Origin of the sequence: Pseudomonas sp. NFACC41-3 (genome assembly GCF_900109505.1) — a bacterium.
Classification (GTDB): Bacteria; Pseudomonadota; Gammaproteobacteria; order Pseudomonadales; family Pseudomonadaceae; genus Aquipseudomonas; species Aquipseudomonas chlororaphis.
Map to the genome: position 1 here is coordinate 705,971 of NZ_FOAE01000004.1, position 26,584 is coordinate 732,554.

The following is a 26,584-nucleotide window of genomic DNA, read 5'->3' on the forward strand; positions in this document are numbered from 1 at the left end:
TCCCAACTAAATCCCCTTGCGCCGCTCCGCCCGGGCCACGCGCTGCACTTCCTGACGCACCTCTTCCAGCACTTCCTGCACATACAGAATGTGCCGGCTGGAGACTTCGCGCGCCTGCTCGGCCCGCCCTTCGATAATCGCCTGGTACAGATCGCGGTGCTGGCTGATCAGCATGTCGCGGGTTTCGGTGCGCTGCTTGTACATGCCGCCAATGTTGGTCACCACGTTGCGCTTGAGCAGATCGAACAGCCCGCGAATGGTGTGCAGCAACACGGCGTTGTGACTGGCCTCGGCAATCGCCAGGTGAAATTGCGCGTCTGCCGCGCCCTCTTCCGCCCGGCTCACATCGCCGGCCCGGGAATAGCAATCCTGCAGCTCCTCGAAGGCCGCGGTGAGCCGTTCACGATCCACCTCGGTGGCACGCAATGCTGCGTAATAGGCGCATGAGGCTTCCAGGGTGTGGCGAAACTCCAGCAAGTCGCGCTGGGCTTCAGGGTTGCTTTCCAACAACTGCAGCAGCGGATCGCTGAAGGTCGAGCCCAGCGACTCCACCACATAGTTGCCGCCACCCTGGCGACTGACCAGCAAGCCCTTGGCCGTGAGTTTCTGGATCGCCTCGCGCAACGATGGTCGCGAGACACCGAACTGTTCCGCCAACGCACGCTCCGCCGGCAGGCGCTCACCGGACTTCAGCGTGCCCTCAAGGATCATCCCCTCGAGCCGCTCGACAATATCGTCAGACAAACGGCGCTGACGAATCTGATCAAACCCCATAACTCACTCTCCACGATCCCGACCGCGCGCCGGGCTCTCTATTCTGGCCTATCGGGGCTGTGCCAGCACCTATCAGAACGCATGTCGGCGAGCGGATCAGATGCCATCTGCACCGCACCTTCGACAAAAGTTTTAGGGCGGCAAATTGACACACCGCTCACAAGACTTTTACCCTAGCCAACAGCGATTGTAAATTGGTCTTACCAATTAACCAAATACGCTGACCAGTGCCTGACCAACAACAATTAGGGGCCACCCCATATGCAAACCTGGCAACAGCTTTACAGCCCGCTCGGCAGCCTCGGCCTGTCCGCCCTCGCCGCCGTCATCCCGATCGTCTTCTTCTTCCTGGCTCTGGCCGTGTTCCGTCTCAAAGGACACGTCGCCGGCAGCATCACCCTGGCGCTATCGATCCTGGTGGCGATCTTCGCCTTCCAGATGCCCGCCGACATGGCGCTTGCCGCCGCTGGCTATGGATTTGCCTACGGTCTGTGGCCCATCGCCTGGATCATCGTCGCCGCCGTATTCCTCTACAAACTGACGGTCAAGAGCGGCCAGTTCGAGGTCATCCGCAGCTCCGTGCTGTCGATCACCGACGACCAGCGCCTGCAGGTGCTGCTGATCGGTTTCTGCTTCGGGGCCTTTCTCGAAGGTGCCGCCGGGTTCGGCGCGCCGGTCGCCATTACCGCCGCGCTGCTGGTGGGCCTGGGATTCAATCCGCTGTACGCCGCCGGCCTGTGCCTGATCGCCAACACCGCCCCGGTGGCCTTTGGCGCCCTGGGCATTCCGATCATCGTGGCGGGCCAGGTAACCGGCATCGACGCGTTCAAGATCGGCGCCATGACCGGCCGCCAGCTGCCGCTGCTGTCGCTGTTCGTGCCGTTCTGGCTGGTGTTCATGATGGACGGCCTGCGTGGCGTCAAAGAGACCTGGCCCGCCGCACTGGTGGCCGGCCTGAGCTTTGCCGTGACCCAGTACTTCACCTCGAACTTCATCGGCCCGGAGCTGCCGGACATCACCTCGGCCCTGGCCAGCCTGGTTTCCCTGACGCTGTTCCTCAAGGTCTGGCAACCCAAGCGTTCGTTCGCCGCGGCCACCGCCAGCGTCGGCGCCGCGGCCGTGCGCAACGGCGGTTTCGGCCAGCCGCGCACCACCCAGCCTTCGCCCTACAGCTTCGGTGAAATCTTCAAGGCCTGGTCGCCATTCCTGATCCTCACCGTGCTGGTCACTATCTGGACGCTCAAGCCGTTCAAGGCGATGTTCGCCGCCGGCGGCTCGATGTACAGCTGGGTATTCAACTTCGCGATTCCGCACCTGGACCAACTGGTGATCAAGAGCGCGCCGATCGTCGCCACCCCGACCGCGATTCCGGCGGTGTTCAAGCTCGACCCGATTTCCGCCACCGGCACAGCGATTTTCTTCTCCGCGCTGATCTCGATGCTGGTGCTGAAGATCAATTTCAAAACTGGTCTGACCACTTTGAAAGAGACCTTCTACGAACTGCGCTGGCCGATCCTGTCCATCGGTATGGTGCTGGCCTTCGCCTTTGTCACCAACTATTCCGGCATGTCCTCGACCATGGCCCTGGTGCTGGCCGGCACCGGCGCGGCGTTCCCGTTCTTCTCGCCGTTCCTCGGCTGGCTGGGGGTGTTCCTGACCGGTTCGGACACTTCGTCCAACGCCCTGTTCAGCTCGCTGCAAGCCACCACCGCGCACCAGATCGGCGTCAACGACACCCTACTGGTGGCGGCCAACACCAGCGGCGGTGTGACCGGCAAGATGATCTCGCCACAATCGATCGCCGTGGCCTGCGCCGCCACCGGCCTGGTAGGCAAGGAATCAGACCTGTTCCGCTTCACCCTCAAGCACAGCCTATTCTTTGCCACCATCGTCGGCCTGATCACTCTGGCCCAGGCCTACTGGTTCACCGGCATGCTGGTGCACTGATCGCGACACCGAAAGAACCGGCGCCGGAGCACCCACCCGGCGCCTGCAACTCACAACCCGGTCTGCAAGGCTGCTGAAAGCTTGTCTCTCTATATTCAGCAGCCGCCGCAGACGGATAACCGGGACCACCCGGAGACACGCCTGATGAGCGAGCTTTTCTACAACGCAGTGCCTAACGCGACCCGTGTCGCACCGCCCTTGGCCGAACCGCGCCAGTACCCCAGCGAGAAACCGTCGCGGGTCTACCTGTTCGGCACCTGTGTGGTCGACCTGTTCTACCCCGAAGCCGGGATGGATGCGATTCACCTGCTCGAACGCGAAGGCATTCGCGTGGAGTACCCGCAAGGGCAAAGCTGCTGCGGACAACCGGCCTACACCTCGGGTTACACCGAGCAGGCGCGCACCGTGGCCCGCTCGCAACTGGCGCTGTTCGCCGGCGACTATCCGGTGGTGGTGCCGTCGGGTTCCTGCGCGGGCATGCTGCGCGAGCACTACGCGGACTTGTTCAAGGATGAGCCGCAGACCTTGAAGCAGGTGCAGGCCCTGGCCGAACGTACCTACGAGCTGGCGGAGTTCCTGTTGCACGTATGCAAGGTGCAGCTCAAGGACAGTGGCGAGCCGATCAAGGTGGCGCTGCACACCTCCTGCTCGGCACGGCGCGAGATGAATACCCACCTGCACGGTCGTGAGCTGCTGGCACAACTGGGCAACGTGGAGCGGGTAGAACACGACCACGAAAGCGAATGCTGTGGCTTTGGCGGGACTTTCAGCGTCCGAATGCCGGACATCTCCGGCGCGATGGTCGCGGACAAGACCCGCGCGCTGAAGGAATCCGGCGCCCACCAGGTGCTGAGCGCCGACTGCGGCTGCTTGATGAACATCAACGGCTCGTTGGAGAAACAACGGGAAGCGCTGCGCGGCCAACACCTGGCCAGCTTCCTCTGGCAACGTACCGGAGGTGCCGCATGAGCGCCCCGGAGCTGATTCCGACGACCAACGTGTCGGACGATTTTCGCACCCGGGCCCACCAGGCCCTGGGTGATCGACAACTGCGAAACAACTTTCGCAGCGCCATGGATTCCCTCATGGCCAAACGTGCGGCGTCGTTCAGCGATGCCCACGAGCGCGAACACCTGCGGGCCCTGGGCAATGCGATCAAGGCCCGTGCGTTATCCAAGCTGCCCGACCTGCTCGAGCAGCTTGAACAGAACCTGACCCGCAACGGTGTGACAGTGCACTGGGCGGAAACGGTGGACGAGGCCAATGGCATCGTCCTCTCGATCATCCGGGCTCACGAGGCGCGGCAAGTGATCAAGGGCAAATCGATGGTCAGCGAAGAGATGGAGATGAACCATGTCCTCGCTGAACAAGGCATTGAATGCCTTGAGTCGGACATGGGCGAGTTCATCGTCCAGCTCGACTTTGAAAAGCCTTCACACATAATCATGCCGGCGATCCACAAGAACGCCGGTCAGGTCGCGTCCTTGTTCCACGACAAACTCGGCGTGGAGTACACCAAGGACGTTGACCAACTCATTCAGATCGGTCGCAGGGTCCTGCGGCAGAAATTCTTCGAAGCGGACATCGGCGTCTCCGGCGTCAACTTCGCCGTGGCCGAGACCGGCACCCTGCTGCTGGTGGAAAACGAAGGCAACGGCCGCATGTCGACCACGGTGCCACCCGTGCACATCGCCGTCACCGGCATCGAGAAGGTCGTCGAGAACCTGCGTGACGTAGTGCCGCTGCTGTCGCTGCTGACCCGCTCGGCGCTGGGCCAGCCGATCACCACCTACGTCAACATGATCTCCGGCCCGCGCAAGGAGCATGAGCTGGATGGCCCGCAGCAAGTGCACCTGGTGCTGCTCGACAACGGTCGCAGCCAGGCCTTCGCCGACAGCGAATTGCGCCAGACCCTGAACTGCATCCGCTGCGGCGCCTGCATGAACCATTGCCCGGTCTACACCCGCATCGGCGGCCACGCCTACGGCGAGGTCTACCCCGGCCCCATCGGCAAGATCATCACCCCGCACATGGTCGGCCTGGCCAAGGTGCCGGACCACCCGAGCGCGTCTTCGTTGTGTGGCGCCTGCGGCGAAGTGTGTCCGGTGAAGATCCCGATCCCGAGCCTGCTGCGCCGCCTGCGCGAAGAGAACGTCAAGGCTCCGGACAGCCCCCATCAGGTGATGCGCGGCCAGGGCAGCAAGTACTCGCGCAAGGAACGTTTTATCTGGAACGCCTGGGCCAGGCTCAACAGTTCGCCGACCTTGTATCGCCTGTTCAGCCTGGCGGCCACCCGCCTGCGCGCGCTGACCCCGAGCAACGTCGGCCCCTGGACGCAAAACCACAGCGCACCGAAACCCGCCGCCCGGTCCTTGCACGACCTGGCCCGCGAGCATCTGGCCAAACAGGGAGAACGTCGATGAGCGCCAAACAGAACATCCTCGGCAAGCTGCGCAGCAGCCTGACTGGCACCACGCCGGTTGTGGATAACTTCGATGAGGCATTGGTCACCGAGCCTTATACCTACACACCGGAACAACGCATCCCGCAGCTGCGCAAGCAGATGGAAGCGGTGCACACCGAGATTCATCAGACCACCGCCCAGGACTGGCCGGCGCTGCTCGCCCGCCTGCTGGGCGAACGCCAATTACCGAGCCTGCTGATCGCCCCGACCACGCCCCACGGCCGGCGCGTCAGCCAATACTGGGCCGAGCATCCCGGGCTGCCGACGTTGAAGGCCTACGATCGGCCCGTCGAGGAATGGAAAGCCGAGCTGTTCAACGACACCCCGGCCAGCCTCACCACTACCCTCGGCGCCATCGCCGCCACCGGCAGCCTGATCCTCTGGCCGACCCGCGAAGAACCGCGGCTGATGAGCCTGGTGCCGCCGGTGCATTTCGCCCTGCTCAAGGCCAGCGAGATCCGCGACAACTTCTATCAGGTCCAGCAGGAATACGCCTGGGCCCAGGGCATGCCGACCAACGCGCTGCTGGTGTCCGGCCCGTCGAAGACCGCCGATATCGAGCAGGTCCTGGCCTACGGCGCCCACGGCCCGAAAGACCTGGTGGTGCTGATTCTGGAGGACCAATGAGTCTACCGGCGGCTTTTCTACGTGATGCCCAACAACTGATCCCCCAGGAGCGGCGTTTCGACGATCCGCTCTCCACCCTGGCCTTCGGCACCGATGCGAGTTTTTATCGGCTGATTCCGCAACTGGTGATCCGCGTCGAGTCCGAAGACGAGGTCGTGGCCCTGCTCAAACTGGCCCAGCGCGACCGCGTACCGGTGACCTTCCGTGCCGCCGGCACCAGCCTGTCGGGGCAGGCCATCAGCGATTCGGTGCTGCTGGTGCTCGGCGATAACTGGAATGGCCGCGAGATCCGCGACCAGGGCCAGCAGATCCGCCTGCAACCGGGGGTGATCGGCGCCCAGGCCAACGCCTGGCTGGCGCCGTTCGGGCGCAAGATCGGCCCCGACCCAGCCTCGATCAACGCCTGCAAGATCGGCGGCATCGTCGCCAACAATGCCAGCGGCATGTGCTGCGGCACCGCGCAAAACACCTATCACACTCTGGCCGGCCTGCGCCTGGTGCTGGCCGACGGCACTCGCCTGGACACCGAAGACGCCGCCAGCGTCGCGGCCTTTCGCAGCAGCCACGGCGAACTGCTGGAATGCCTGGCCAGCCTCGGCCGCGAGACCCGCGCCAACAGTGAACTGGCGGCGAAGATCCGCCACAAATATCGCCTGAAAAACACCACCGGCCTGTCCCTCAACGCCATGGTGGATTTCGATGAGCCACTGGACATCCTCAGCCACCTGCTGGTGGGCTCCGAAGGCACCCTGGGTTTTATCAGCGCGGTGACCTACGACACGGTGATCGACCACCCACACAAAGCCTCGGCGCTGGTCGTCTTCCCGGATGTGGAAACCTGCTGCAACGCGGTAACCGTGCTGAAAAACCAGCCGGTGTCCGCCGTGGAACTGCTGGACCGCCGCAGCCTGCGTTCGGTACAGGACAAACCCGGGATGCCGGCCTTCGTCCAGCAACTGTCCGCCAATGCCTGCGCGCTGCTGATCGAGTCCCGAGCGGCATCTTCCGCGCTGCTGCAGGAACAACTGGCGCAGATCATGGCGTCCCTTGCCTCCTTCCCGGTGGAGAAGCAGGTCGACTTCACCGAAGACCCGAAGGAAAACGCCAAGCTCTGGGCGATCCGCAAGGACACCTTTCCCGCCGTCGGCGCGGTGCGCAAGACCGGCACCACGGTGATCATCGAAGACGTGACCTTCCCGGTGGAACAGCTGGCCATCGGCGTCAATCGCCTGATCGCGCTGTTCGACAAACACCGCTACGACGAAGCGATCCTGTTCGGCCATGCGCTGGAGGGCAACCTGCATTTCGTCTTCACCCAGGGCTTCAACAGCGCCGAGGAAGTGGCGCGCTACCAGGCCTTCATGGATGACGTGGCGCAGCTAGTGGCGGTGGAATTCGGCGGCTCGCTCAAGGCCGAACACGGCACCGGGCGCAACATGGCGCCCTTCGTCGAATTGGAATGGGGCAGCGATGCCTACCAGTTGATGTGGCAACTCAAGCGCCTGCTTGACCCCAACGGCATCCTCAACCCGGACGTGGTGCTCAGCGAAGACCCGCAGATCCACCTCAAGCACCTCAAGCCGCTGCCGGCGGCCGACGAGATTGTGGATAAGTGCATCGAATGCGGCTTCTGCGAACCGGTGTGCCCGTCCAAGGGGCTGACCCTGAGCCCGCGCCAGCGCATTGTGATCTGGCGCGATATCCAGGCCCGCAAGCGCGCCGGCATCGACACCACGGAACTGGAAGCGGCCTATCAATACCAGGGCATCGACACCTGCGCCGCCACCGGCCTGTGTGCCCAGCGTTGCCCGGTGGGCATCAATACCGGCGAGCTGGTGAAAAAGCTGCGCAGCCAGCACGCCACGCACACCAAGGCGGCCGATTGGCTTGGCTCGCACTTCGCCACCACCCTGCAGGGCGCGCGGTTCACCCTGCACGTGGCCAACGGCGCGCGGATGCTGCTGGGGGCACCACGCCTGGCCAGGGTTTCCGCGGCGCTGACCAGGCTGTCCAAGAGCCAGGTGCCGCAATGGACCAGCGCCATGCCGCAGCCGGAACGGGCCATTCGCTTCAGCCCGGCCATCAGCGATCAGCGGCCACGGGTGATCTACCTGGCGGCCTGTGTATCGCGGGTCATGGGCCCGGCGGCCGGGGACAAAGAGCAAAGCTCGCTCTACGACAAGACCCGCGGCCTGCTGGAAAAAGCCGGTTACCAGGTGGTGATCCCGGACAACGTCGAAAACCTGTGCTGCGGCCAGCCATTCGCCTCCAAGGGCTACGCGGAACAGGCCGAGCACAAGCGCCAGGAACTGATCGGCGCCCTGCTCCACGCCAGCCGCGGTGGCCTCGACCCGATCTACTGCGACACCAGCCCCTGCACCCTGCGTCTGGTGCAAGACCTGGGTGACGTGCGCCTGGACCTGTACGACCCGGTGCGCTTCATCCGCACCCACCTGATGGACAAGCTCGAGTTCACCCCTCAGGAAGCGCCGGTCGCCGTGCATGTCACCTGCAGCACCCAGCACCTGGGCGAAAGCCAGGCGCTGATCGACCTGGCGCGGCGTTGCAGCAACAATGTGGTGATCCCGGAAGGCATCCATTGCTGCGGCTTCGCCGGCGATAAAGGTTTCACCACACCAGAGCTCAACGCTCACTCCCTGCGTAGCCTCAAGGACGCGGTACAGCACTGCAGCGAAGGCATCTCCACCAGCCGCACCTGTGAAATCGGCCTGAGCCAGCATGGCGGGATCGATTATCACGGGCTGGTGTACCTGGTGGACCGGGTGACCCAGGCCCGGCAAGCCTGATCGGCACAAGATAAAAAGGGGCGTTTCGCCCCTTTTTTACGTCCGCAGGTTCAGTGGTCGCGCCCCTGGGCAGAAAAATAGAACCCTGGCGAACCAGTACAGTCCACAGATCAAGCTCCCGAAAACGGGAGTTTCCTGAAACCCGGCAGTTCGTACTGATGGCCAGCAGTGCCTGGCCCTTCAGTTCAAGGAGACGCCCATGAAACGCTCTGTACTGTTAGGCCTGTTCGTCACCGCTTCGATCCTGGCTTCCCCCAGCTTCGCCGGGAACCAGGAAGACCTGTGCCAGGTGAACCTGCAAACCATCCGTGATGCGCGGACCACCATCCAAGCCGCGGACCTGCAGGCCAACATCGACGCCACTGTGCAACAAGCCCAGGCGGCCCAGGCGAAAAACACCGAGGAAGGCACCAAGGAATGCATCGCCCTGACCACCCGCGCGATCCAGACCATCCAGAACAGCACCAAGGGTGAAGGCGGCGGCTAACAGGCCCCGCCTTCGGGATGGCCTTGCGGGCCATTTTGGCGTAGACTGTACAAACCTGCTGGTAATGCACAGCAGGTTCGGGGCCGTTTAGGATTCGACGCCGGTTGCGAAACTTTAGGTGCATGCCGAGTTGGTAACAGAACTCGTAAATCCACTGTTGCAACTTCCTATAGTTGCCAATGACGAAACCTACGGGGAATACGCTCTCGCTGCGTAAGCGGCGCTAGCCTTCCTTCTGGTACCTTCGGGTCCAGCAATCATCAGGGGATGTCTGTAAACCCGAAATGATTGTCATACAGAACAGAATCGCCGTGCAGTACGTTGTGGACGAAGCGGCTAAAACTTACACAACTCGCCCAAAGCACCCTGCCCGTCGGGTCGCTGAGGGTTAACTCAATAGACACGGCTACGCATGTAGTACCGACAGCGGAGTACTGGCGGACGGGGGTTCAAATCCCCCCGGCTCCACCAAACGAAGCAAAAACAAAGCTCGCCTTGTGCGGGCTTTGTCGTTTCTGGCTGTCCCTATCTCAAGTGCGCTATATCCCTCCCGAGTTCAAGGGGGGCAAGATCGCTACCTACAGTCACATCTAATACGCTCGTAGCGTTCAACCCATTGACGTCCATCGACACGTTTTCGGACGACCTCCTCGTACCACACGAAATCAGCATGTGTGATTCGTGCCTCATCCGCGAGCCGGTGTAAATGCTCGGCGTCGGCAAAGCGTGCGCCAATGATCGAGGCCAAGCAGGCCGACAGGTACAAGAGTGGCGCGTGCTGTTTCTCTCAACCGGCGAGAAAACGTTGACGCAACACATGGCCGCAGCCAACAAGGAGCCGAAAGCGGGTATGGAAGCGTATGCTCGCCGTCCCGGCCGATCTTGGCATGTTCGACACGCTCACGGCGGCAACACTCTCCAACACGCTCAAGGCACGGGTGGCGAACCGCTCACCGCGTTCCTGAAAGCGCTATGCGAGCCCGGCAAGCGCCACTGCTGGTCAGCCATTCTCCGCCGCACGCTGGAAGGTTTTATCGCCCGGTCGCTCCCGGCATCCACCAGCGGACAGGCGCACCGTGCTGCCGCTCGTTTCAACCTCGCGCCTGCTGCTGGCGAGCTTGCCACCGCCATGGGCATCACTGTCTGGCCGGACGGGATCGCCACCACCCCCGCCCGCTTGTGTTTGAACGCTTGGCTGAACGAGCGCGGCGGCGCCGGTAACTTCGAGGGCGATGCGATCTTGGCAGCCGCCCGCGATATATCTTTAGCCGATCTGCTCTCGGCATGAATCTGAAAAAACTGGCGATGTAATCAATAGAAGGAGAAAAGCTTACAGTCCGCGCGATTTTAACGCACGATCAGTACTGGCAATAATACTTATAACCCCAAAAAAGCCGACAGTAGTCGGCTTTTTATTGCGCACTAGATTTAAAGTCAATCGTGCTATTTAGTTTCTAGGTGGACCCGCAAATCTCCCTCAACGCTCTCACTTAGAGTATAAACACCAGAAAACTCCAGCCACTTCAAATCCTTACTCCTAGAGACAACTCCTCCATACAGGGTTTTCTCGCCTAATACGCTCCAAAATATATCAAGATCATTTTCACTCAAATACTCAACCAGCAAATCTTTCCTAATTAATAAACAGGAAGGACTTATTCCGTTGGCAGCCGGGTCAAATGCAGCCAACTTACCGGATGAGTCCACCCATTCACCTACTCGCGAAGAATATTTCAAATTAAGCCCATGAAATATCTCCATTGTGGGAGACAGGTAGTCTTTTTTGCTGTCATCATCAGACCCCGTTTCCCAATGATGCCCCTCAGAGGTCACCTGAACTTTCCCAATAACCTCCTTCGTGATAGCGCTAGATATTTCTTCCCAAGAACTCCAGCCATAATACGGCTTCTGAAAGTACCTATAAGCTGACGACCAATAATACTCTCTACTAAATATCTGATACTGACTTTTGCTCTCAGGCATCCATCTACCCATGAAGTTCTCTTTTTTTAGTTCCGTGACAACTTTATTGCAATCGCGCTTTGCCACCAAATAGCTTCGACACTGATACCATATATTTTTATGATTATCCGGATCATAAAAAGAACTAGAAAATGCAGATTCCTTCCAACTCAAATGACGTTCCAAAGCAAGCCACTCGATCCCTTCAGCATCCACCATGGAGATGATTTTTTTTGGTTCTGGAAGATTTTGAGTAGACTTCAGCCAATCAGAGTTACTCATACCCCAATCATCGTATTCAGGTTTATCCCAGAAAATAGCATCAGGAACATGACTCTCTTTTGTAGAAACCATAGTAGGATCTATGTTCCTCAAGGCTGGATTCCACGGCCCCTCATACTTCACATAACTAACATTATCCCTACTCCAGCCGCTAGTTTCATCAATCATCTTTTTATTATCTGCTAGCCTAGCTACGATTTCATATAACGCAAGCCATTGATACTTTTTACCTATTCGCTCAACTTCATTACTATAACGATCTGTCGATCTAGCATATTTATCGAGCACACCATGCCTATCTGGAGAATAGCCATACCTATCAAAGATTAGTTTACAGGCATAGTTACTTAATAAATTGGCGTCACACTCCCAGTTCCTGAGGGCACTCTCGAATGTATACCTGCCAAAGTCGCCATACCCACCCACGCCTCTGCCATATTCAGTCACCATTGAACTGAGTATTGATTGAACACCCGAACTGCCCTCAGACTTGTTACTCTTGCCATACGCATCCACTTCTTCATTGCTAGGAAAGTCATACGGAAATTCACTTTTATATGGCGGACTAACCGAATCCAGCAAATCCCTACCAACTAATCCCTTATAAAAACCATATTCAACTATGCCTCTAGCATAATCTCTGACGAGTACATTAGGATAAAACTCCATCATACCTTTCACTAGCGCACTTATATAATCGCAAATACTACCTAAACCGTCCAAAACTGTGGAGTTAACCACTGCCCCGTATACCGAAGCGTACACCCTTTCAAGAATATAAAAGTCATCTACCTCTCTGAATAGGCTTAGTAGTTCTTTTGCAATCACCAACTCATTCATTAAAAGTTTAGTCAGCGCTCTGGTAGCGGAATCCCTGACCTTAATATTTGTAGTCACGAACAGCCAAGACAATGCTATCGCACACAAACGCTTAGATTCGTAAGAAAAAACGTTTTTATCCTCAATATTTAGAGACCATTTGATCAGCCTCCAAATACTCGAAGAATCATCTTCCTGTGCGTTTATATAATAACTCCATACCACATCCCGATCTGCCATAGACAGACTATAAAGATAACAATGAAGACTATCCGCGTTATAATAATGTGCTGGATCGCCAACAACAGAGTATAAAGCTTGGACAAACTGATCAAATATATCATCATCCGACAACACTAGAGGGCGTATATAGTCCCAACTCTCTTTCTTGATAGTCTGTGGAGTACGCCATACAAGGCTATTAATAAACGCCTCTACAATATTTTTCGTATATGGATAGTCATCAGCCAGAACCTCATACAACTCCAAACCAAATCTATTAGGCAACTGTATCGATAACGACTCAAGCACACCTTGGTGCAAGTGAGGGTTGTTGACATATTTCGCCAATGGCCCGTCACCTCCAAATGCTGATGAAACCTCACTAGGATTTATCTCGTCGGAAACAAGATAATCCGCAAGCAAATAATCCTCAAACTTTTCATAAGATAAATAGACTCCCTCTTGCGCTCCTCCTTGCTTCCAAAATGCATTTTTTGATAAAACACCTTCTGAAATGAGTGCATCGAGAAATCTGCGCTTGTTGCTGTACCTATTTACTATTCCTTCCGACAGATCATGTGCAACATCGTATGTAATATAAGCAGCCCCAGACTCTAGCTTATTTTTTACAACGTTCGTGGCGACAATTTTCACTAAATTTTTTTCTACTGGATAATCAAATTTTGACGGAGAGGACAGTCGCTCATTAATACTTTCAAAATAATGATCAACCACATCACTAATACCACCAATGTCTTTGGACATTGCGTTCTTGCCCCGCCCTTTCACCCCCTCACAAAACAACTTTAGAAATAGAGGATTGGAGAACTCTGGATTAAGCAGAGGAATTGATGGCTTAGCTATTCCATATTGTGCAAAAAATAAATTTGATGCTTCATCTTCGTAACCGGCAAAACCATAATGCCTAATCCTGCTCAATCCTTCTATTTCGGAATCGTCAAGCCTTAGCATTCTCACATATGAAGTTCTAACGCTGAGCACCAAACCTATCCATGGATAAGCTTTAAAACTCTGCACAAAACTATGAATATGGGCTTCCCAGAAAAACTTACCACGACCTTCGTTTATAGCATCAACTATAAAAAGCAGCCGTTCGCCTCTCGACTCTGCTTGGGCATTTAATGCCCCCAGTAACTCCTCCTCGGAGCATTGAAGCCTAAGTATATTCCTGAGAATCTGTGTCCATGGAGCATCTTCAGAAGTTAGATGCTGGCCTAGAACGAGCAAGCCTGGGCACTCCTCCTTCAGCTTCCTAGCAGATAAATCCCCCAACAGATGAGACTTGCCTATTCCTGCTTCACCGGTCAAAAGCATGTAAGGCGAGTTTGTTAGCTTCCGATTCTCCTCAATAAAAATTAAAAGATTTCGAATAGAATCCTCCGCACTCCCAAACAGCCTCCTAACAAATTCACGCTCCTTTTGTTTATCCTTTAAAGAGTTTTCGACATCATTCTTTGCGACAATTATGAGTTCCTTCAGTTTCTGACTAGAATATAAAATATCGTCCCAAAAAATATTCTCTATACCAGGTTCAAAAACTCTGGCGCATTTTACCTTTATGCTATTAATACATTCCACAGCAGGAGCCGCCAGCGGAATTTTTGGTTGAACTATAGAAGACTTCAACAAACAATCAACCTGAATGTAAAGCTCATCGAAGACGTTGCGCGCATACTCTTTAAAAAAATTGGAGCGCGCCATCGCTTCAAAACGAAAATTCACACCAAGCTCAACGTTTACCTCAGGAGAGTATCGACGCCCAAGATCTTTTATACTTGATGTTACCTTCTGATAAAACCACTTTTCAGAAAACTCATTTTTTGAAAACCAAAAAAACTTCCTGCCGGCATTCACATCCATAGATAGCCTATGGATTAGTTCAGAACTTCCCCAATAAACTATATCTATCGTTCTCCCCACCTGTTGAGCTATTTCTTTCCACTCATCAGTTTTATTATTCCATTGATCCATAAACCATTTTTGCTGATCTCTTCGTGGATCGGCTCTATCCATTGGAAGACAAACATAATATTTAGTTAAGTTTGGATGTGTTTTTAATGCTGTTTCAAATGATTTCTTTATTTGTGACCATTGGGATGCCCCCATACTATCGAAATACTTTGCTTGCCAACCATACTCATCACCACTATCTAGTACGCAATAAGCCTCTACGCCTGCGTCAGGAGCTGCCACTCTATAAAAGCTCACACGCCCAGGGATCTCTTCCTCTCTCGCCAGCTGGCATACCAACTCTTCGAATGCAGAGTTCTGAGAGTTATTGAAAGACTTAATTTGACTCCATTCAACAGTCATAAAAACCACCAGATATATGAAACCACGTTAAATTGTCATTTCTAGCATGCAAAAGCCAGATAGTTCTAATGAATCATCATCAAAGGACAGACTTGCGGAAACACTGCATTGATAAGTCTCATCTACCCTCAACCTAAATCTCCTTCGTCTCGGGGGAATACATATCGATTCTCAACACAACTTTCAACATACATCAAATCCTTATCGACCTGTCCTAATACGGCCTCGAATTCAAATTTACGCAATCTTAGCTCTTCAACTTCTTCCTGTTTTGCATGTTCAACAAAACCTTGATCGGCCACCTTCTTGCTTGCTCTCTGAAATCTAAAAACTTTCAAGGTGTTGAGACATATTTCCACCTTCTCGGTACACGCATTTAGCGAGCTGCTGTAGCACTCTCCTCAGCATAACGAGACGAGTGGCTTAATGCCATCTCTGCAAATCTAAGCTAATGAACTCTGCTCAGTGCCATCCAGGCGAGTTAAACGGGATGATGAAACAATAGACCTTAGTAATGATTTCACCCAATCGCGGGGCTTTTGGGTCATATGAGGGTTACACCCGTATTGGCGTGTTACATTTCTCTGGAATGGGATGACGTAGCGCGCAACAACTTTTCTCAATAAAATCAAATGCTTGGTAGTGATCGTTACACGCATTACACCTGTTACACGTTTTTAAGCGCTGATCGATATCAGCCCCCCTTTACTGATTAGCCTCCAGCGGTGACGGGACTTTCTGGCTTCAGGCTGCTCTGCGACTCAAAGGGCCCCTGATTTTTCCGTTGGGTACGGGGTAAAACCCGCAGGGGCTTGTTAAAGAAAGGATTCCCAGCTTAGTGAACAGGCGAATCCAGTGAACTGCTGCCCTATCAAATAGGTGATCCCAGGCCACCGTTACCAATGCGGTAACGATGGCCTTTTTTCTACAAGATCCTTTCAATTTCAAGGTTGAAATTTCAGTAAACTGGGGCGACTACCGCTAACAAGATCCCGCGGGTTTCCGCCCCATGTCCGCAAGATATCCTCAGGGTCCCCCGGCACGATTTCGTCCGCCCGTTTCGACACAGCTATCATTTTTCCATACAGCATCAGTCTATACCGCGTAGACGAGGAGCAAAAACTTGAGCCCGCTTAAAATAAAGGTCTACGAGGAAGGAGACTCGACTATCTGGATACCGGTCAGTAGTCGATCCCCTGAGAAGGTAGCCAGAGCTCTTCTGCCGTTTGCAGGATTGAAAGGCCTCTACAAGCACGGCTTTAAAGCTGCTTCTGAATCGTCTCCGTACTTCAAGGCGCTCGCATCGATACAGAACGCCTACCTCAGGAGGAAGAAAAAGACCTTTAGAGTAAAGGTGGGTATAGAGACTCAGCGACGGGACGCTTGGCGACATGGTCAATCAAGCTCTCCCCTGCTAAGCCCTACGCTTGGATGGGTAGAAGTTCCCGTCAAGCAACTGATGGATATATCCCAGGAGGAGTTGGCATTTGAGCTCGAGAGCTCGAGAGCTCGAGAGAATGGTTAGTCTCTTCTAAACGAATCCAGAAAGATCCTGAGGGCCCGATGTTCCGTCAGACGGTTCGAGAGGCCCGGACATTTCAACTCGAATTTAGAACACGAGCCCTAGACGTATGGGAAGCCAAGTGTGCTCTATCGGGCGCAACATGCGTGCTGGAGGCAGCTCACATAAAAGGGGTTGCCGCGTGTAAATCAGACCTCATCGCCGAAGCGATAGACCCGTTCAACAGCATAATTTTGAACGTAGCGCTGCACGCGTTACTTGACGCAGGCTTAATTTCCTTCACTGATGATGGGACTCTGCTGGTGTCAGAAAATATCAATGCACACGATCGAGCAGTTTTCGGTTTAGAACAGCCTCGTAAGGTTCCTTTCAACCCCAAAGCCCTTCCCTATCTTCAGTATCATCGAAACCATGTTTTTATGAGTAGTTCCTGAGCCCCGGTTAGCGAAATAACCTCTAACCCAAAGCAACATGTATCCCCTGTTGTATCCCCAAGAAAATCGCCCCTAATTTAAACCAATAAAAGCTGGGTATTCTGAAACGAGTTAAAATGCCCCTGCCCCACTAAACAAAGCACCAACAAGGTCCGTCTTATGCGGGCTTTGTTGTTTCTAACCCCCAGTACTCCACCATCGCCATTACTACGCTCCCTCCCCGTAATAGCAGATCAATCGCAGACCAAGCCTTCCTTCCCCCGAAGCAGCGTTAAGTCTCTTTCTATTGTGCGAATTTTCCTAGAAACTCCCAGCCGCTTGCGCCTACCGCCCGACACTGGCTAGCCTCGATTCGTCACTGCAAATTCAGTGACCGGGTTTAGCAGCTCGACGTGTAACTAGGCGCATGGCGTCCCCATTACGTGGCGCTTTTTTTGGCTCCGCTTTATGGCGGCCGTGCGCAGGGCACCTTCGGGTGCGCCGGGGTCCTAGTCACCGGTCTGCTAACCTGCGAACGGCCGCCACCCTATCGTTTAGCAGCGACGGTGATGGCTCCTATCTCTGTACTAGGAGTTACACCATGAAAAAGCTCGTCCCCGATCCGCCCCGCACTGCTACCCATCGCGTCAGAAACCTCGAACACGATCTGGCCAATCAGCACATCCGGCAGAAGCTGTCAGTTCAGCCTGCTGATGTGTCTCTGATTCAGTCGCTCAAAAAAACCGTCAGTATCCCGGTGAGCCGCGATTCCTTGTTCTCGGTCCGGGAAGGCATCAACGCCGAAGAAGCCCTGCTCCATGTCTCCCTGCTGCTGAAAAGCGCCGAGGAGGTTTCCGATGAAATCACTGAGCGCGGCAGTGGCATCGAGCGCGGTTTGATCTGGTCTATGGTGCACTCGGTGGAGATGGCGCGGGCCGTGGTAGACGCCTTGCTCGATGGCAGTCGCCACACGCCATCGCTGAAGTAGAACGCACAGCGCGGCAGCATGACCTGCCGCGCTGTTCCTTAATGACATCACCTGCGCATGTGGAAAACAGACACGGCCTGAACCGGCCTGGAATGCTGGGCGCATTCGAATTCAACGCACCTGCCAAACACTCAAAACAGCACCCCCAACTCCACCCCCTCCGCCATCGCCCTATTCCCCTCATCCCCCGGATGCAGGTGATCGCCCGAATCCACCCGCGGCAACAGCCGAGTCGGATGCCGCGGATCGCGAGTCATCCGATCAAAATCAATCACCGCATCAAATGCCCGACTGCTGCGAATCCACTGGTTGAGCGCCTGGCGCAGTTGTTCCTTTTGTGGGCTGTGGTAGTGCTCGATGATGCTGCCTTCCAGCGCGCCTTCGAAGGGCAGCAGTGTGGTGCCGATGATGCGCAGGTTGTGGCGGTGCGCCTGGTCGATCAGTTGTCGATAACCGGTGATTAGCTTGTCCAGTGCAGGCAAGGGTGCGTTCGGTGCGAAGGCGGTGCCGGGCCAGCTGATGTCATTGATCCCCAGCATCAGCACCACGCTTTTCACGCCGGGTTTGCTCAGCACGTCGCGCTGAAAACGTGCCCGTGCGCTGGCGCCCCTGCCATTTTCGAGCAGGCGCGCGCCGGATATGCCGCCGTTGAGCACGGCGATGTTTTCGGCGGCCAGGCGCTGGGCGAGGAAGTCGGGCCAGCGGCGGTTGCTGTCCAGGGTCGAGCCATTGCCGTCGGTAATGGAGTCGCCGAGCACCACCAGCGCCCGGCTGTCGGGCGCGGCGTCCACCAGGATGTCGCTGAGGAACAGCCGCGCTTCCACTTGCCGCTCACCCGCTAACTGCTGAGTGTCGACGTGGTTGCCCGCAGCGATAAACGCAGTTTGCTTGCCGTCCCAGTGGAAGGTGGTCAGCGGCGTGAGCTGCGGCAGGTACAGCGAGACAACCAGCTCACCAAGGGCCTGCACCGCCAGCGCGACCGGGTCGCTGGTGCGGGTTTCGCCCGGCGCGATGCTGACCTGCTCCTCGCCGCCAAACTTCAGGACTTGTCCGGAGCCGGCGCGAACGGACTCGCCCTTCTCCACGGCCGCGACCCGTGCCGCGCCGATCAGCAGCGGCTGCTGGCCGTATTCGTTGGAAACCACTACCCGTACCCGGCTGCCGCCGACGCTGACGCGCAGCTTCTGCTGGACGGTGCTGTCGGCCAGGGTTTCGGGAATCCGCGTGGGTAGCGGCAGCTCGTTGCCCCAGGTCGGTTGCGGGCTGGCCATCCAGGTGGTGAGCCAGTTGTCCTGGGCCAGGGCAGGACCTGCGGTAAGCAGGGCCGTGACTATCAGCGGCAGGGAAAATCTTGAGTACAGGGCTTTCATCCGGGTAGCTCCTTGAAGCCGTAAGGCTGAGGCGAGCCAGATTGCTCCATTCGAAATAACCGTGATAGAAGGCATAACTTCATACAGCCCATTCCGATATCGAATACCCATGGACAGTCTCAAAGCGATGCATTGCTTCGTCCGCGCCGTCGAGCTGGGCAGCCTGTCGTCGGCCGCCCGGGAGCTGGGCAGCACGCAGCCCACCGTCAGCAAGCTGGTGGCGGCCCTGGAACAGCAGTTGGGCACCCGCCTGCTCACCCGCGGCACCAGTGGGCTGACGCCCACCGAACAGGGCAAGCGTTTCTACGAGCGGGCGAAAGCCGTGCTGGAGGAATACAGCGAAGCGGTGGCCGAGGTGCGCGGCCTGACCGAGCGCCCCGAAGGCGTGCTGCGGGTTAACGTGCCAGTGAGCCTGGGCGTGCTGCACCTCAATGCCTTGCTGCTGGCGTTCATGGCGCAATACCCGGACATCGAGGTGGAGCTGATCTTCAACGATCGCTTCGTCGACCTCACCGAGGAAAACGTCGACCTGGCCCTGCGCCTGGGCGGTGACTTGCCGCCCAACGCCATCGCCCGGCGCATCGCCACGTCGCCGCGCTACCTGGTGGCGGCACCCGAGTACCTGCGCCAGCATGCGCCCTTGAACAGCCCGGCCGACCTGGGCGAGCACAACTTCCTGCGCTTCGCCTGGCTGGCGGCGGGCGACCGCCTGGAGCTGAGCGGCCCGAGCGGCGAGAAGGTCAGCGTCACCCCCCAAGGGCGCTACCGGAGCAACAGCTCATTGGCCATTCGCGACGGCGTGCTGCAGGGCGCGGGGCTCTGCGTCACCCCGGCCTGGCTGGTCAGCGACCTGCTGGACAGCGGCCAGCTGATGCGGGTCCTGCCCGACTGGAGCGGGCCAGCCAACGAGGCATTCCTGATCTACCCCGAGCGCCGCTACCGGCCCCTGCGCGTGCGTTTGCTCATGGAGTACCTGGCCGAGCGGGTGGCGCGGTTGCCGGGCTTCACTCCCTGAACCCAAGGCAAGCGCGTTGCCTGCCCTGGCCACGATCAATGGCCATTACGATCCCCTTTTGGCCAACCCCGTGCTGTGAATCCCAGGGGCCGTCGGCAAGAATCGAACCCGGACTACTGATTCGGTGGCCCAGGCTGTCACCAGAACCGCCCTTGTGAACCTTGACCCTCTTTGTCCTTTGCCTTTCAAGGACCGCCTGCCGCGTACAGAACATAAAAACCATCGCCACGCTGGGGAAAAAATTCATGGCCACTATGAAAACCATACTGAGTGCCACCGTTTGTGGGCTGTCGCTGCTGGCCGTCGCGGCGCAGGCCGAGCAGCGCGAGCTGCGGGTGTACAACTGGGCCGACTACATCCTGCCGTCGGTGCCCAAGGACTTCGCCAAGAACAGCGGCATCAAGGTGACCTGGGACACCTTCGACACCAACGAATCCCTCGAAGCCAAGCTGCTGACCGGCAACTCGGGCTACGACCTGGTGGTGCCGTCGAACCAGTTCCTCGACACCCAGATCAAGGCCGGGGTGTTCCAGAAGCTCGACAAGTCCAAGCTGCCCAACTGGAAGCACCAAGACCCCGAGCTGCTCAAGCTGCTGGACCGCAACGACCCGGGCAACCAGTACGGCGTGCCCTACATGTACGGTACGGTGCTGATCGGCTTCAACCCGGCCAAGGTCAAGGCGGCGCTGGGCGACAATGCGCCGGTGGACAGCTGGGACCTGGTGTTCAAGCCAGAAAACATGGAGAAGCTCAAATCCTGCGGCGTGGCCATGCTCGACTCGCCGTCGGAAATCCTGCCGCTGGCCCTGCACTACCTGGGCCTGGACCCCAACAGCCAGAACCCGCAGGACTATGAAAAAGCCAAAGAGCTGATGCTGAAAATCCGCCCCTACGTCACCTACTTCAACTCGGCCAAATACATGACCGATATCGCCAACGGCGACATCTGCGTGGCCATCGGCTACTCCGGCAGCTTCTACCAGTTCGGCAATCGCGCCAAAGAGGCCGGCAACGGCGTGGTGGTGGACTGGCGCCTGCCCAAGGAAGGCGCGCCGATCTGGTTCGACACCTTCGCCATTCCCAAGAGCGCGAAGAATGTCGCCGAGGCCCATGAGTTCCTCAATACCCTGCTGGACCCGAAAGTCATCGCGCCCATCAGTGATTTCCTCGGTTACCCCAACGCCAACAAGGATTCGATTGCGTTGATCAACAAGGAGATCACCGGCAATACCGACCTGACGCCAACCCCCGAAGCCCTGAAAAAACTCTATGTGGTGCAGCCGCTGCCGCAAAAGCTGGAACGCGTGCGGACCCGGGTCTGGACCAGCATCAAGTCGGATAAATAATCCGCCCTCCGGCAGCCCCGCCCTGGGGCTGCCTGACCTTCACTTCAGCTCGAACACCAGGCAGGGATTGTCATTCAAGCGCCCCTCGAACACCGGGGTCGCCTGCTCCAGGGCCGTTCCCGCCAGCAACGCCCGATCCTTGCGCGCCAGAATCACCCAGGCCGGACGTGGCAGCGACGCCAGCGGCGACAGATCGTCCTTGCCGATAAACCGCGGCTGCTCGTCGTGGTCCAGGTTCATCATGTAGCGCACCGCCCAGGTGTCTTTGCCCAGGTTGAGAAAGACCAAGGTGCCGCGGTCCTCCCCACGCAGTTGCTCGACCTGGTCGACAAAACCCCGAGTGGCGAATTGCAGGTCCTTGGCCGGCTCGATCACCTTCACCAGCAGCCACCACTGCGCCGCCAGGGCCAACAGGCTGAGCAGCACCAGGCGCCGCCCGGGCATATTGCGAGTGATTTGCCAGACATGCAGCGCCAGCACCTGCAGGCCGAAAAACACCGCCATCATCAGCGGCAATGACAGCGCCGGCCAGTAACCATGCTTCTGCCAACTGTGCCGGCAGACCAGCAACACCACCGCGCACAAGCCCGGCAGTAACCCGACCAGGCCGAGATAAAACCAGCGCACCCTGAGCAGCCAACGCTGCGGGTGGAGCAGGCCGTAAGCCGCGACCGCCGCGAACATCGGCACCATGGGCAGGATGTAATAGGCACGCTTGAAGTGCGGCACCGACAAGCCGAGCAGGATCATCAATCCACAGGCGCCCAGGCGCGCCAGCAGCTGCAGCTTGTCGTCGGAGTGCCGCGTGGACCATTGCCGACGCAGGACAAACAGCGTCGCCAGCGCCAGCGGCACCACCGGGAAGTACCGGTAGAGGCTGAGCTGGAAGTAGAAATACAGCGGCTCGCCGCTTTCATCGAGGCGCCCGCCCACCTGCATCTGGTAGACCTGCCGGGCGAAGGCTTCGCCACCACTGAAGTGCGCCAGTTGCATCAACGCCCACCAGCAGGCGGCCAGCAGGATCAGGCCGATCAACCCATGGACGAGCACCTTGCTCAGCAGCCGCCAGCCGTCGCCCGGTGCCCGGCAAGTACTCAATGCCCAGTAGGTACAGGCCACGCCGCAGACCTCGATCAACCCCAGGGGACCGCGGATGGCGAAGGCGATGACGAACAGCGGAAAAATCGCGTACTGGCGCCATTTGGAACCCAGCTGCTCGCCGCTGTGCAGCAGGTAAAAACAGCCCAGGCACAGCAACGAGACCATCTGGTCCAGGCATACCGAGCGCGACTTCTCCAGCCACTGGGTGGTCAGCGCCGTGAGCAGCACCGCCAGCAGCGCCCAGGTGCGGTCGAACGGCGCCAGCAGGCGGTACAGCAGCGCCAGCACCCCGGCCGAGGCCAGTGCCGTGGGCAGGATATTGGCCAATTCGTTAGGTGCGCCGAACAGCTGGGCAAAGCCATAGCTGAACAAGGTGGCGGTGCCCGGATAGTCCGGATAAGGCTCGCTATAGGTGGTGGGAAACAGGCTCGCACCGTGGCGGAACATCTCCTGCAAGAACAACATCCAGCGCCCATCGAAGCCTTGCGCCGGCTGGTCCCAGATGCCGAACGTGAACAGCAGCAGGGCCAGCAGGAAAATTGCCGAAGACTCCACGCCAAAACGTTGCTGCTGACTCATCATCTACCCGCCAGGTTGATCGCCACTCAGTGGGCGTGACGGCAAGCATGTTGCGGGAACAAGTGCTGAACGATCGCTGAACGTTTATCAGGATTCATCGAACCCTCGACAGCGGACAAAAAACGGCCCGGCGGGATCACCGCCAGGCCGTATTCGAGTCATTGCGCGATTTACAGAAAGACCGCCGAGAGCATGCCCAGCGCGCCCAGGCAACAGCCGATCAGCGTGCCGCGCCCCGGCACCTCACGGAACACCGACCAGATCACCAGCGGTTCGAGCAGCAACAGCGAGGTCACCGACACCACCGTGATCATCCAGATATCGCCGACCGCCAAATAGCCCAGCCAATAGGCGCCAATCAGGCAGATACCGGCGAAACACATGATCAGTACGGGCAACGCCAGGTCCGGCCATGACGTGTTGCCCGTATGCGCCAGGCGGGCGGCGACCACTTCGCTGTAGATCGCGCAGAACTCGCCCAGCACCATCAGCCCTACAGCAGAAACTCCGAGTAATTCTTTGGACATATGACAAACCCCTTGGTATTGAGAGCCAGATTTTTCAGCTCCCAGGCAGCAATGGCTCCGCTGACGGAGCCGCCATGACGATGCCGAGGGGTTTGCTCTAATTCAGTGACCGTAAGGAACCTGAACATGTCCATCTCCTGCGTGGTGGGTGGTACGGGCGCCCGCGAACGCCATGGGCGATTGCGGGGTGCTAGCTGTATAGGGTATTTCCGAGGCGGCCGACACGCGTTTTTTTGTAGAGTTTTTGTGTGTTGTCGCGATGACAGCAAGCCTTTGTCCTCCTTATGTCGAGATACTTTCATGGCCCTCCTTGAACTCCACAGCGCCCGCCTCGACCTGGTCGTGCTGAGCCCGGCCCAGGCCGAACTCGAAAGCGCCTATCACCTGGACAACCAGCAACACCTGGCGCCCTGGTCGCCGTTGCGTCCCGCCGACTACTACAGCGCCGAACAGGTACGCCTGCGCCTGGAACAGCAGGCGGTCGCCTATGGTTTTGGCAATGCCGTGCATTTCGCCCTACTGGAAAAGGCCAGCGGCCAGATGATCGGCACGTGCAATTTCACCGGGATCATGCGCGGGGCGTTCCAAGCCTGTTACCTGGGTTATTCCCTTGCCGCGGCCCATCAGGGCCGAGGATTGATGCACGAGGCGCTGCAGACCGCCATCGGCCATATGTTCGAGGAGCTGAAGCTGCACCGGATCATGGCCAACTACATCCCCGACAACCAGCGCAGTGCCGCATTGCTGGAACGCCTGGGGTTCGAGCGTGAAGGTTATGCCAGGGCCTACCTGCAAATCGCCGGGCGCTGGCAGGATCATGTGCTCACCGCGCGGGTCAACGACGCCCTGATGTGACTGGCGCTACTCGGCCCGGAAGTTCCAGACGATCTCCACCACCCGCACGGCCAATACCAGGTACACCAGGAACAGCGCGACCTGCAGCAGCCGGTGATAAGGCAGCCTGGCCAGCCGGCGCAGGCCGTCGCTGACATTGAGCAGCATCAGCAGCGCCGACACCCCGATCAACCCCCAGCCGGTCAGGCTGGAGCCGAACAGGCCCAGGAACAGGTGGTGGTCGCTGTGCAGCGCATTGGTCCCGGCGGCGAACAGCAAGGCGCAGACCAGCAGGTTCTTGACGTTGTCGAAGACCCGCGTGTTCAGGTCGCCGTCCAGCAGGTCCAGATACTTTCGCCACAGTTTGCGCATGTTCAAGGCACCTGTTCAGCCGTAGGAAAGAAAGGCGCCCAGGGCGTTTTCAAAGATCAATCACCCGCCGGGCGCACCTCCCAGCGTAGTGACGATTGCCGCAACCTGCTTGCGGTCGTTCCCCCCATGCGGGCACCCCGTTCAGCAGGGAAAACAGGCAGGAGCCTGCTGCTCCCCAATCATCCCTCGTTCACGATTTGTTAAGAATCGCCTCCGTATACTCGGACCGCCTGATCCTCCCCGGCGCAACCTCTTCGGCAGTCCCCTCATGTCGCGACCCGCACCGCTGTTGCTTCTGCTTGCCGCCCTGCTGTTCTTCTTCGCCCTGGGCAACCACCAGTTGCAGGGTTCCACCGAAGCCCGGGTCGCCGGGATCGCCATGCAGATGCACCTGGACGATGACTGGGTGACGCCGCGCCTGTTCGGCCAGCCCTTCCTGGAAAAACCGCCGCTGAGCCTGTGGCTCGACGCCAGCGCCATCCGCGTATTCGGTGGCACACCGTGGGCGGTGCGCCTGGCCTCGGCCTTCGCCGGACTGTTCAGCGTGATGCTGCTGTACGCCATGCTGCGCCGCTTCGGCCGCCCGCCAGCGGTGGCCTGGGTGGCCGGCGCCATGCTGGCGACCATGGCCAGTTACTGGGGCAATGTGCGCGGGGTCGGTGAAGACGCCCTGCTCAGCCTCGGCGTGACCCTGGCGCTGCTGGCGTTTTTCCACACCCAACGGCGCCAGGCCGAAGGCCAGCCGGCCACCCTGGGCTGGCTGCTGTTCGCCCTCGGCATCGCCATCGCCACCCTGAGCAAGGGCGTACTGGGCCTGGCGATACCGGGGGTGGTGATCTTCGCCTGGCTGCTGGCCGACAGCCTGATCGAAAAGCGCTTCGCCCTCGGCCACTGGCTCAGGCCCGCCCTGCTGACCCTGCTCGGCCTGGTGCCGCTGCTGATCTGGCTGTGCTTCCTGTACCAGCGCGGGGGCCTGCAAGCCCTGGGCGAAGTGCTGTGGACCAACAGCGTCGGACGTTTCGATGGCTCCTTTGTCGAGGCCGGGCATTACGAGCCCTTCTATTACTACCTGGCCAAGCTGCCGCAAGCCTTCCTGCCGTGGAACATCCTGGTCTACCTGGGCCTGTGGCACTTTCGCAAAAGCCTGGTGAAAAACCGCTACCTGCTGTTTTTCAGCCTGTGGCTCGTAGCCCAATTCACCCTGCTGTGCCTGGCGTCGAGCAAGCGCACCGTGTACCTGATGTCGCTGACCCCGGCCGCGGCGGTGCTGGCGGCCGAATACGCGACAGTGCTGTACGAACGCCTGCGCCAGCGCGCCGCGGGCGATGGGTTCTGGAGCGTCGTGGGGCGTCAGCGCCGCGGCCTGGCCATTGGCGTGCTGACGCTGGTGGTGTGCAGTTACCTGGTGGCCGCGCAGTGGGCCGCGCCACGCGCCGATCGCCAGCTGTCCTTCGTGCCGCTGATCAGCGAGATCCAGACACTGCAGGCCGCCGGGAAACAGGTGGCGCTGTATCAGGCCAACGAACGCGCGGCCGGCGCCAGCGTGTTCTATACCCAGAGCCTGCTCAAGGATGTGCAGACCGAAGCCCAGTTGCAGGAATACCTCAGCGCCTCACCGAACAACGTTGCGGTCATGGCCCTGCAGGAAGACCCCAAGCCACCGCTCAAGGTACTGAAGAAGGTCACGGTCAGTCGCCAGGCCTACTACTTTGTCAGCCACTGACCGGCACAGTGAGCGCCCATAAAAAAGGCACCCTCATGGGTGCCTTTTTTTATCTCGTCGCCAGGCTTT

The 26,584-nt window shown here is 58.2% G+C and carries 20 protein-coding genes, 1 other RNA gene and 1 pseudogene; 15 read left to right on the top strand and 7 right to left on the bottom strand.

Translation table 11 applies throughout. The features are described from left to right. Positions 1–6: 6 nt before the first annotated feature. A complete protein-coding gene (locus BMY68_RS21370) occupies positions 7–774 on the bottom strand; it encodes an FCD domain-containing protein (protein ID WP_007920835.1) in 768 nt (255 codons plus the stop codon). A 261-nt stretch (positions 775–1,035) separates the two neighbouring features. Here BMY68_RS21370 and BMY68_RS21375 point away from each other — a divergent pair, with 261 nt between their 5' ends. The 8 genes and pseudogenes from BMY68_RS21375 to BMY68_RS21410 form a co-directional block, all read left to right on the top strand. Then, the gene (locus BMY68_RS21375) at positions 1,036–2,721 is read left to right on the top strand and encodes a lactate permease LctP family transporter (RefSeq protein WP_007920833.1); all 1,686 of its coding nucleotides are present in this window, start codon (positions 1,036–1,038) and stop codon (positions 2,719–2,721) included. 144 nt (positions 2,722–2,865) lie between these two features. Then, the gene (locus BMY68_RS21380) at positions 2,866–3,690 is read left to right on the top strand and encodes a (Fe-S)-binding protein (protein WP_053259597.1); all 825 of its coding nucleotides are present in this window, start codon (positions 2,866–2,868) and stop codon (positions 3,688–3,690) included. Further along, positions 3,687–5,144 carry a LutB/LldF family L-lactate oxidation iron-sulfur protein gene (locus BMY68_RS21385; RefSeq protein WP_038630579.1) on the top strand — a complete coding sequence of 486 codons (1,458 nt, stop codon included), beginning with the start codon at positions 3,687–3,689 and terminating at the stop codon, positions 5,142–5,144. Before BMY68_RS21380 ends, BMY68_RS21385 begins: the two co-directional genes overlap by 4 nt. Then, positions 5,141–5,812, top strand: coding sequence for a LutC/YkgG family protein (locus tag BMY68_RS21390; protein ID WP_062823710.1), 672 nt, complete (start codon positions 5,141–5,143; stop codon positions 5,810–5,812). Before BMY68_RS21385 ends, BMY68_RS21390 begins: the two co-directional genes overlap by 4 nt. Continuing rightward, positions 5,809–8,619 carry an FAD-binding and (Fe-S)-binding domain-containing protein gene (locus BMY68_RS21395; RefSeq protein WP_085529799.1) on the top strand — a complete coding sequence of 937 codons (2,811 nt, stop codon included), beginning with the start codon at positions 5,809–5,811 and terminating at the stop codon, positions 8,617–8,619. Before BMY68_RS21390 ends, BMY68_RS21395 begins: the two co-directional genes overlap by 4 nt. 199 nt (positions 8,620–8,818) lie before the next feature. Then, positions 8,819–9,106, top strand: coding sequence for a hypothetical protein (locus BMY68_RS21400; protein ID WP_085529798.1), 288 nt, complete (start codon positions 8,819–8,821; stop codon positions 9,104–9,106). A 79-nt stretch (positions 9,107–9,185) separates the two neighbouring features. Then, positions 9,186–9,577: a transfer-messenger RNA gene (gene ssrA / locus BMY68_RS21405) on the top strand. 166 nt (positions 9,578–9,743) lie between these two features. Then, positions 9,744–10,352: pseudogene (locus tag BMY68_RS21410) on the top strand (DNA/RNA helicase, superfamily II protein); the annotation flags it as partial. Between the two features lie 197 nt (positions 10,353–10,549). Here the strand turns inward: BMY68_RS21410 and BMY68_RS29670 are convergent. Further along, entirely contained in the window at positions 10,550–14,725 is a 4,176-nt protein-coding gene (locus tag BMY68_RS29670) for an NACHT domain-containing protein (RefSeq protein ID WP_139214896.1), read from the bottom strand. A 128-nt stretch (positions 14,726–14,853) separates the two neighbouring features. After that, positions 14,854–15,027 (bottom strand): hypothetical protein, encoded by a 174-nt coding sequence (locus BMY68_RS29925; protein ID WP_175534859.1) that lies wholly within the window; start codon positions 15,025–15,027, stop codon positions 14,854–14,856. A gap of 821 nt (positions 15,028–15,848) precedes the next feature. Here BMY68_RS29925 and BMY68_RS29675 point away from each other — a divergent pair. The 3 genes from BMY68_RS29675 (at position 15,849) to BMY68_RS21415 (ending at position 17,648) form a co-directional block, all read left to right on the top strand. Continuing rightward, a complete protein-coding gene (locus BMY68_RS29675; protein WP_139214897.1) occupies positions 15,849–16,250 on the top strand; it encodes a hypothetical protein in 402 nt (133 codons plus the stop codon). 38 nt (positions 16,251–16,288) lie between these two features. Beyond that, positions 16,289–16,681 (top strand): HNH endonuclease, encoded by a 393-nt coding sequence (locus BMY68_RS29680; RefSeq protein ID WP_139214898.1) that lies wholly within the window; start codon positions 16,289–16,291, stop codon positions 16,679–16,681. 580 nt (positions 16,682–17,261) lie between these two features. Further along, positions 17,262–17,648: a DUF6124 family protein gene (locus BMY68_RS21415; RefSeq protein ID WP_085529797.1), complete on the top strand. Its 387-nt coding sequence runs from the start codon at positions 17,262–17,264 to the stop codon at positions 17,646–17,648. Positions 17,649–17,779: 131 nt separating this feature from the next. Here BMY68_RS21415 and BMY68_RS21420 read toward each other — a convergent pair whose 3' ends face one another. Next, the gene (locus BMY68_RS21420; protein ID WP_085529796.1) at positions 17,780–19,018 is read right to left on the bottom strand and encodes an SGNH/GDSL hydrolase family protein; all 1,239 of its coding nucleotides are present in this window, start codon (positions 19,016–19,018) and stop codon (positions 17,780–17,782) included. Positions 19,019–19,127: 109 nt separating this feature from the next. Here BMY68_RS21420 and BMY68_RS21425 point away from each other — a divergent pair, with 109 nt between their 5' ends. After that, complete coding sequence (locus tag BMY68_RS21425; protein WP_085529795.1) at positions 19,128–20,033, top strand: LysR family transcriptional regulator; 906 nt, start codon at positions 19,128–19,130, stop codon at positions 20,031–20,033. A gap of 245 nt (positions 20,034–20,278) precedes the next feature. Further along, positions 20,279–21,379 carry a polyamine ABC transporter substrate-binding protein gene (locus tag BMY68_RS21435; RefSeq protein ID WP_085529793.1) on the top strand — a complete coding sequence of 367 codons (1,101 nt, stop codon included), beginning with the start codon at positions 20,279–20,281 and terminating at the stop codon, positions 21,377–21,379. Between the two features lie 39 nt (positions 21,380–21,418). On the opposite strand, the gene BMY68_RS21440 is transcribed toward BMY68_RS21435, so the two are convergent. Both BMY68_RS21440 and BMY68_RS21445 read right to left on the bottom strand, forming a co-directional pair. Then, on the bottom strand, positions 21,419–23,059 hold the full coding sequence (locus BMY68_RS21440; protein WP_085529792.1) for an ArnT family glycosyltransferase: 1,641 nt from the start codon (positions 23,057–23,059) through the stop codon (positions 21,419–21,421). 170 nt (positions 23,060–23,229) lie between these two features. Continuing rightward, complete coding sequence (locus tag BMY68_RS21445; protein WP_053259584.1) at positions 23,230–23,547, bottom strand: hypothetical protein; 318 nt, start codon at positions 23,545–23,547, stop codon at positions 23,230–23,232. 339 nt (positions 23,548–23,886) lie between these two features. Here BMY68_RS21445 and BMY68_RS21450 point away from each other — a divergent pair, with 339 nt between their 5' ends. After that, on the top strand, positions 23,887–24,441 hold the full coding sequence (locus BMY68_RS21450; protein WP_085529791.1) for a GNAT family N-acetyltransferase: 555 nt from the start codon (positions 23,887–23,889) through the stop codon (positions 24,439–24,441). A 6-nt stretch (positions 24,442–24,447) separates the two neighbouring features. Here BMY68_RS21450 and BMY68_RS21455 read toward each other — a convergent pair whose 3' ends face one another. After that, positions 24,448–24,792 (bottom strand): hypothetical protein, encoded by a 345-nt coding sequence (locus tag BMY68_RS21455; RefSeq protein WP_009042086.1) that lies wholly within the window; start codon positions 24,790–24,792, stop codon positions 24,448–24,450. A 268-nt stretch (positions 24,793–25,060) separates the two neighbouring features. On the opposite strand from BMY68_RS21455, the gene BMY68_RS21460 reads away from it, so the two are divergent. Beyond that, positions 25,061–26,515 (top strand): ArnT family glycosyltransferase, encoded by a 1,455-nt coding sequence (locus tag BMY68_RS21460; RefSeq protein ID WP_085529790.1) that lies wholly within the window; start codon positions 25,061–25,063, stop codon positions 26,513–26,515. Positions 26,516–26,584 lie beyond the last annotated feature (69 nt).